Raw genomic sequence first — 7,516 nt, forward strand, 5'->3', positions numbered from 1 at the left:
GGCGGGTCGCGTCACGGGTCATGCGCACTTCAGCTCACGCTGCGCGAAGGCGGCGAACTCCTCCAGCAGAGGCGGCAGGACGCTACGAACCTCCTGCTCGTCGCCCTCCGAGCGGAAGGTGGTCAGGCGGAGCTCGATGTACGAGCCAGGAGCGGACACATCCTCCGAGGGCTGACAGACGATGTACGCGGCCGCCCCGTTGTCCCAGACGAGGCCTTTCTCGCCCACGCCGACCGAGTCCGGGTCCGGCCCGACGAGGGACTTCCAGTTGATCCACTTCTCGTAGCTCCGGCGGATGGCGGTCGCCTGGAACGACGGCCGGCCATCGACAGTGCAGCTCGGCATGTCCAGGTTCCCGGCCAGCACGAACGGGCGCGAACGCGGGGCGGCCTCGTCGCCTGTCGGCAGCAGCGGGGCTTGTCCGACCAGCCGTCGGCGGCGGACTTGAGCTTGCCGACGGGCGCGTTGACGACATCATCGAACTTCACTCGTTCCCCCGACGGTTCCGCTGCGACCGGGCGGTCGTGCCCGGCCGCGCGAAAGCCTGACCGAGTCGATGTTGCCGCCGTGCGCACATGCAACTGGTCCCTGTCATCACCCCCGGCGCACCCGCCCCACGATCCGCTTGCCGAGGCGTCCGATCGAGCGGGACGGCCGGTTCCAGGTGCGGAAGGCGTCGAGGGTGCGGCTGCTTCCGCCGCGTTCGACGGCCGCCTCCACCGCCGTGACACCCTCCGGGGACAGGGCGCGTACCGCGGGGCGCAGGACCTCGTCGAGCAGGGTGGTGCGGGTCCTCGTCCAGGCGTCGCCCGCGTGCGGGTGGGCGGTCCATACGGTGAAGCAGTCCGCCGCGTACGAGGGTTCGTCCCGCAGCCGGGTCAGGATCTCCTCACGCTGGGCGACCCGGCCGTACGCCGCGATCAGGTCCTCGTCGCTGCTGTGCACGAATGCGTACAGCTCCGCCTCGGGGCGGTCGGGGGCGAGCAGTCGTCGGGCCAGGGCGCCGTAGGCGTGTTCCAGAACCAGGGGCTCGACCGGTTCGGCGAGGGTGCGCAGGGAACGGGCCCGTTCCGTCCAGCCGGGCTCCGTCGCACCGGAGCGCACATCGCGGGCGAAGTCCAGCAGCAGCAGGGAGGCGCGCACCCGGGCGCCGATCTCCTGGGGGAAGCTGCGCAGCAGGTCGTGGGCGAGTTCCGGGGCGTCCCCGTCGTCGAAGGGGGCGCCGAGCGCGGCATCCACCAGGCGGGCCCAGGTGCCGGCCGTCCGGTGGGCGTCGGACGTGGTCTCGCCCAGCAGCGAACGGGCCTCGCCCGCCGTGGGGGTGTCCTCGCCCCACACCAGGCCCACGGCCGTGCGCAGCACCAGCGGCTCGGCGAACGGGGACATGCCCGCGGCCCGCAGCACCGTGTGCAGGACCATCACCCGGTCCGCCCCGCGCGCCTTGGCACCGGGCGCCTCCGCGCACATCCGCAGATGCGGCAGCGCCTGCGTCCCAGTGAACGGCAGCGCCACCTGGGTCAGCAGCCGCTCCGTCCCCGCCGGGTCGTCCGGAGCGAGCCGGTCCAGCTCGCCCAGCAGCGCCGTACGCACGTCGAACTGCTCGTCCAGCAGGTCGAGCAGCGGGCGGCACCCGCCGGCCTCAGGGTCGTCGAGCAGCGCACGGGCCAGCCGGTGCACGACCCCGGGCAGCAACCGCTCGCAGTCCACGTCGAGCAGCCGCACGATCCGCAGCACCTGCACCGTACGGGCCACACCCCGGGGCACTCCGGCGGCGAGTTCGGCCAGCAGTTCGTCCCCGAGCTCCTCGACCAGCGCCGCGGCCACGCGCTCCCCGGCGGGTTCGGCGAACGCCGAACGCGCGGGCGGTTCGAGCGTGACGTCGCCGCCCCGCACCGCCTCCGTCACCAGCAGCGCGGCCAGCGGAGCCGTGACCGCGGCCGGGCAGCGGCCGTCGAGCGCCGTGAGCAGGCGCAGCGCCGCGGCGCATTCGGCGGGCGTACGGTCGTCGGCGGGCGCCGTGAGCGCCTCGGTCAGCTGCTGCGTCCGCTTCTCGTCCAGCGCGTACGGCCGGTCTGCCGCCCAGTCCGCCGCCGCGGCACGCTCGTTCGACCCGAGCGCGATGCCCGCGCCCAGTGCCGTCACGGCGAGCGGACCGGCGGCGAAGGGTTCGCCCGGCAGCTCGGCCGCGTCCCGGAACAGCTCCGGGGCCCGGCTGCGCCAGATGCGCGCGGCGGTGCCCGCCCAGGCGTCGTCCACCGTCCCGGCGGGGCGCGGCCCCGTGGCGGCGTGCACCCGGAAGCGGGGGTCGCGCGCGTCGGGCGCGTCCTGCGGAAGGACGCCCAGGACCTGGTGCGACATGGTCCCCGGATGCCGGGTGTACGTGGTGAAGGTCAGTTGCTCGGCGTGCTCCCGGGGCAGGACGGCGGTGGCCAGGGCGACCCACCGGGCCACATCCGCGCTCTGCCGTTCCACGAGCACGACCGGCGGTGCTGACCGGTCCTCACTCACCTTGCGCAGATCGCTCAGGAAGGCGGCCAGCCACGGGCTGCGGGACACGGCGAAGTCGCCCAGCCCTTCGCGGGACAGACCGCGCGAGAGGCCGCGGGGGCCGGAGGCCGCGGACAGCGAGGTCAGCGGGTCGGGCAGCGTGCGGTCCGGTGTCGTGGCGAGCCACCCCGCGGCCCCCCACGCGGCGACCGGGAGCGCCTGCCCGGGCGGCGGCGTGCCCGCCGGGAGATGGACGGCGTGCGCGTGGAAGCCACCCGTACCGGCGGCGACCGTACGACTGAGCAGATGGCTGCCGTCGGAGAGCGCGGTGAAGCTGAACGCGACGGGCAGCGCGCGGAGTTCGGCGTCGGTGAGGCGCCCGGGAGTGCCTGCCGGAGCCTCGTAGGCCAGCAGCGGTCCGGCCTCGGCGCGGACCGGCCCGGGTATCGCGGGGTCGACGGCGGTGAACCGGCCGCCGGGCTCCCCGTCCCCGGGCGTACCGGAGGTGTAGTGCAACTGCGCGAGGCTCATGCGTAGGTCCTTTTTCCATGCCACGTCCGTCCGGGCCCACCGCGGTCACCGCTCCGCGAGGGAGCGGTCCGTAGTCGCTCGGGCGACGCTATCAAGGCCCGGGCCGCACGCTCTCGTTGTCGTCCCGAGCCGTGCCGCCGTGCCCGGTCGGCGACGCGCATCCAGGCCGGCGGTACGACCGGTGTGCCGCTGTCCGCGGGAGTGGTGGAGTAGGAGGACTCGGGTGGCGACGGGCAGGTGGAGGTGCTGCCGCACGGCGTCGCGGCGAACGGTTCGCTCCGGCGTCACGTGGTCGGCGAACCGCGCTCCGGCTTCCGGTACGCCGTGCCCGCGCTGTCGCCGGGCGCCCACCGCCGGCCGATGCGCCCGGACGCCACACCGGCGGTCCCCGGAGTCGCCCGGCCGGTGGCGGATTTCCTGGAGGCGCTGGACCTGCGGGACGTCACGTCCGCCGGGACCTCGGGGCGTACGTACGCGGCGCGCCGCCCGGGGGGCGACTCCGGGGACGGGCCGAGGTGCTGCGGGTCTTCGGCCATCCCACGCCCGCACACCTGAAGCCCGCGCCCGCGCATCCGGGGACCCCGTCGGGCACTCACACCACCCGTACGTCCACACCCAGCGCGCGCAGCGCCTCCACCTCGTCGGAGGGAGCCGCCGTGTCCGTCACGACCGTGTGCAGCCCGGAGGCCGGGGTGACGAGGGCGAGGGCGGTGCGGGACAGCTTCGCGGCGTCGGCCACGGCGACGACGCGGCGGGAGGACGCGATCGCGGCCCGCTTGACCGCCGTGTCCTCCAGGTCGTAGGCGGTCAGCCCGTCGGCGGCCGTCAGTCCGCAGCAGCCGATCACCGCGGTGTCGAAGCGCAGCGACGCCAGGGAGGCTTCGGCCAGCGGTCCGGTCAGCGCGAGTTCGCCGGGGCGCGGCCGGCCACCGGGCAGCAGCAGGGTCACCCCGGTCGCCCCGGTCAGGGCGTTGGCGGCGTGCAGGGACAGCGGCATCACGGTCAGCCGGCGGTGGGCGAGGGCGTGTGCCACCTCCAGGCAGGTGGTGCCGCTGTCGACGACCACCGACTCGCCGTCCGTGATCAGCGACGCCACCTCGGCCGCGATGCGCCGCTTGGTCTCAAGTCCCTCCTGGGCCCGCAGGGCGAAAGGAGGCTCCTCGCCGCGCAGTACCAGGCTGCGCGCCCCGCCCCGGTACCGCTCCAGGACTCCCTGACCGGCCAGCGTCTCCAGGTCGCGCCGGATCGTCATCTCCGAGGCACCGGTGAGCGCGGCCAGTTCCGCGACCGTTCTGCGGCCCGTCTCCAGGACCGCGTGCGTGATCTGCTTCAGTCGGTCTGCGCTCGCCATGAGGCAGAGTGAACACCAAGAGTGTGCGTAAAACAAAGTTACGCTCAGAAAATCTGTTTGTTAGGTTGACGCGCATGGAAAGATCTCTGCGGGTCGGCCGACTGGCCACCTTCGTCTACTTCACCCTCTGCGGCTTCGTCCTGGGCATGTGGATCGTCCACATCCCCACCATCGAGCAGCGGGTGGGTATCAGCCACGCCGTCCTAGGCTGGCTCCTCCTGCTCCTGGGCGGCGGGGCCTTCGCGGGGATGCAGCTGATCGGCCCGCTCAGTGACCGCTTCGGCGCCCGCAAGGTCGTACCGGTCAGCTCCGCGCTGTCCTGTGCCGCCCTCGTCCTGCCCGGCCTGGCCACCAACCCCTGGACCCTGGGCGCCGCGCTCTTCGCGCTGGGCTGTACGACCGGATGCCTGGACGTCGCGATGAACGCCCACGCGGTGCAGGTCGAACGGGGTTACGGCCGGCCCGTGATGTCGGCCTTCCACGCCATGTTCTCCATCGGCGGGGTCTTCGCGGCGCTCGTCGGCGCCTTCACCCTCGGCCGGGACTGGAGTCCCGCGGTCACGCTCACCGCCATGGCCGCGCTCAGCCTCGTCGTCACCCTGGCCACCGTGCCGGCGCTCATGCCCCCGGAGGCGGCCCCGGCCGGCACCGGTGCCGAGGGCGATGCCGGTCCGAAGTCCGCCCGGCGTCCCGTACCCCGCCGCATCTGGATCATGGCGGCGCTCGCCCTCATGCTGATGCTCTCCGAAGGCGTGGCCAACGACTGGAGTGCCCTGCACCTCAGGGACGTGCTCGACGCCTCCCCGTCGACCGCGGCCTTCGCGTACGGCGCCTTCGCCACCGCCATGACCGTCGGCCGCCTGCTAGCCGACCGGGTCGCCGCGCGCTTCGGCCCGGTGGCGATCCTCCGCTACGGCTCCGGAGCGGCGGCGGCCGGACTCGTCCTGGCCGCGCTGTCGCCCACGATCCCGGTGGCCCTGATCGGCTGGACGGTCTTCGGTATCGGCCTGTCCGGCACCATTCCGCAGCTCTTCAGCGCCGCGGGCCACATCGACCCGGCCGCCGCGGGCACGAACGTCTCGCGCGTGGCGGGCCTCGGCTACATCGGCATCCTGGCGGGCCCCGCGGTGATCGGGCCGATGACCCACTTCATGCCGCTGAACCTCACCTTCTTCCTGCCGGTGGCCTTCTGCGTCATCGCCTGCCTGACGGCCCCGATCCTCACGTCCGACTCCGCGAGGACGGCCGGGGCGACGGGCAAGGAGCCCACGCCCCAGGAAGCCTGAAGCGTCCCCGGGCGTACCGCGATGCGTGGGCCGACGCCTTCGCGCCGGTCCACGCGTCGCGGCCGGGGACCACCGGGCGGTTCAGTGCCCGGCGTCGACCGGTCCGGCGCCGCGCCGCAGGCCGAACCCGGCCAGGAGCGCGCCCACGACACACAGGACCGCGGTGACGATCACCGCACTGTGCACCCCGTTCATGAACGCGTTGCCGCTGGCCTCGACGACGGCTGCCCTCAGCTGGGCGGGCATGTCGCCGGAGACCGGCGAGACACCCATCGCCACCGCGTCCTCGGCCTCCGCCAGACGGGCCGCCGTCGATGCCGGGACGCCTGCCGAGGTCAGCTCACCGGTGAAGGTGGAGCCCACCTTGCCGCTGATCAGGGAGACCAGCACGGACGTGCCGAGCGCGCCGCCGATCTGCAGGGAGGTGGCCTGCAGACCGCCCGCGACGCCGCCGTCCCTCTTCGGCGCGTTGCCGACGATCGCGTCGGAGGACGCGGACATCACCATGCCGACGCCCAGACCGATCGCGAGGAACGGCGGCCACAGGGCGGCGTACGAGGAGTCCGCGTCCCAGGTGAGGATCCAGATCGAGGCCGCCGCCTGGAGGAGCATGCCGAGCGGCATGGTCAGACGCGGGCCGTAGCGCTGGGTCAGCGCGGCCCCGAGCGGGGACGCGACCACCGTGGCCAGGCTCAGCGGCAGGGTGCGGACACCGGCCTCGACGGGGGTGAAACCGCGCACGTTCTGCAGGTACATCATCAGGAAGAAGATGACGCCGAGCAGCACGAAGAAGTTGATCGCGGTGACGAGCGTGCCGATGGTCAGGGCCGGACTGCGGAACAGCCGCATCGGCAGCAGCGGATGCCGGACACGCGTCTCGTACCAGCAGAAGGCGGCCAGGACGACCAGGCCCCCGGCGAGCGCGCCCAGGGTGCCGGCGGACGTCCAGCCCCAGGTCTCGCCCTTGACCACGCCGAAGACGAGCGACACCAGGCCGACGGCGAGCAGGATCACGCCGGGTACGTCGAAGCGGTGGTGGCCGGTGGAGTCCTTGCTCTTCGGCAGGACGTAGGCGCTGAAGGCGAGCGCGACCACACCGATCGGCGCGTTGATCAGGAAGACGGACTCCCAGTTGACGTGTTCGACGAGCAGCCCGCCGACGATCGGACCGAGCGCCGTGGAGCAGGACGCGACCATGGCCCACAGGCCCACCGCCATGCCGAACTTCCGCGGCGGGAAGACCGCGCGCAGCAGACCGAGAGTGTTCGGGATCAGCAGAGCCCCGAAGAGGCCCTGCAGGGCACGGAAGGTGATGACGCCCTCGATCGAACCGGACAGGGCGATCGCGACCGACGCCACGGTGAATCCGGCGGTGCCGATCAGATAGAACGTGCGCCGCCCGACCCGGTCGCCGAGCTTGCCGCCCAGGATCAGGAACGCGGCCATCGCGATCAGGTACGAGTTGGTGACCCACTGCAGGTCGGCGGTGGACGCGTTCAGCTGCCGGCCGATCTCCGGGTTGGCGATCGAGACCACCGAGCCGTCGAGGTTGACCATGAAGAGGCCGATGGCGACGGCGATCAGCGTCAGCCAGGGGTTCGCGCGCCTGCCCGTCGGGGCGTCCGGAGGAGCTTCCGAGGGCAGGGGGGACTTGTCCACGGTCGTGGAGGACATGGAAACGCCTTGTCTGTGTACGTACTTCGGGGGTGCGGAACAGGCGCGTCGCGTCAGCGCGCGGGCCCGGCCGCGGGGACGTGAACCGGCAGCGGTCAGGGGGCCCGGGTCGCAAGAGGCGCCCGGCCCCAGACCCCCCCGCGCGGGGGTTTGAGCCGGCGGGGGTGGGGGGGCCGGCGCGGCGTGG

General features: G+C 73.4%; 6 protein-coding genes. 1 reads left to right on the forward strand and 5 read right to left on the reverse strand.

Annotated elements, in window-relative coordinates:
- Positions 1–18: 18 nt before the first annotated feature.
- The 4 genes from ACFWVP_RS18955 to ACFWVP_RS18970 all read right to left on the reverse strand — a co-directional run bounded on the left by ACFWVP_RS18955 (position 19) and on the right by ACFWVP_RS18970 (position 4,369).
- Positions 19–345 (reverse strand): hypothetical protein, encoded by a 327-nt coding sequence (locus tag ACFWVP_RS18955; protein ID WP_384497999.1) that lies wholly within the window; start codon positions 343–345, stop codon positions 19–21.
- Between the two features lie 249 nt (positions 346–594).
- The gene (locus ACFWVP_RS18960; protein ID WP_384498000.1) at positions 595–3,018 is read right to left on the reverse strand and encodes a GTPase-associated protein 1-related protein; all 2,424 of its coding nucleotides are present in this window, start codon (positions 3,016–3,018) and stop codon (positions 595–597) included.
- A gap of 284 nt (positions 3,019–3,302) precedes the next feature.
- Positions 3,303–3,554 (reverse strand): hypothetical protein, encoded by a 252-nt coding sequence (locus ACFWVP_RS18965; protein WP_384498002.1) that lies wholly within the window; start codon positions 3,552–3,554, stop codon positions 3,303–3,305.
- 56 nt (positions 3,555–3,610) lie between these two features.
- Entirely contained in the window at positions 3,611–4,369 is a 759-nt protein-coding gene (locus ACFWVP_RS18970; RefSeq protein WP_384498004.1) for a DeoR/GlpR family DNA-binding transcription regulator, read from the reverse strand.
- Positions 4,370–4,443: 74 nt separating this feature from the next.
- Here ACFWVP_RS18970 and ACFWVP_RS18975 point away from each other — a divergent pair, with 74 nt between their 5' ends.
- Positions 4,444–5,655 carry an MFS transporter gene (locus ACFWVP_RS18975; RefSeq protein ID WP_384498006.1) on the forward strand — a complete coding sequence of 404 codons (1,212 nt, stop codon included), beginning with the start codon at positions 4,444–4,446 and terminating at the stop codon, positions 5,653–5,655.
- Positions 5,656–5,736: 81 nt separating this feature from the next.
- On the opposite strand, the gene ACFWVP_RS18980 is transcribed toward ACFWVP_RS18975, so the two are convergent.
- Positions 5,737–7,329, reverse strand: coding sequence for an MFS transporter (locus ACFWVP_RS18980; protein ID WP_384498007.1), 1,593 nt, complete (start codon positions 7,327–7,329; stop codon positions 5,737–5,739).
- Positions 7,330–7,516 lie beyond the last annotated feature (187 nt).

It is taken from the genome of Streptomyces sp. NPDC058637, assembly GCF_042717325.1.
Taxonomy (GTDB): domain Bacteria; phylum Actinomycetota; class Actinomycetes; order Streptomycetales; family Streptomycetaceae; genus Streptomyces.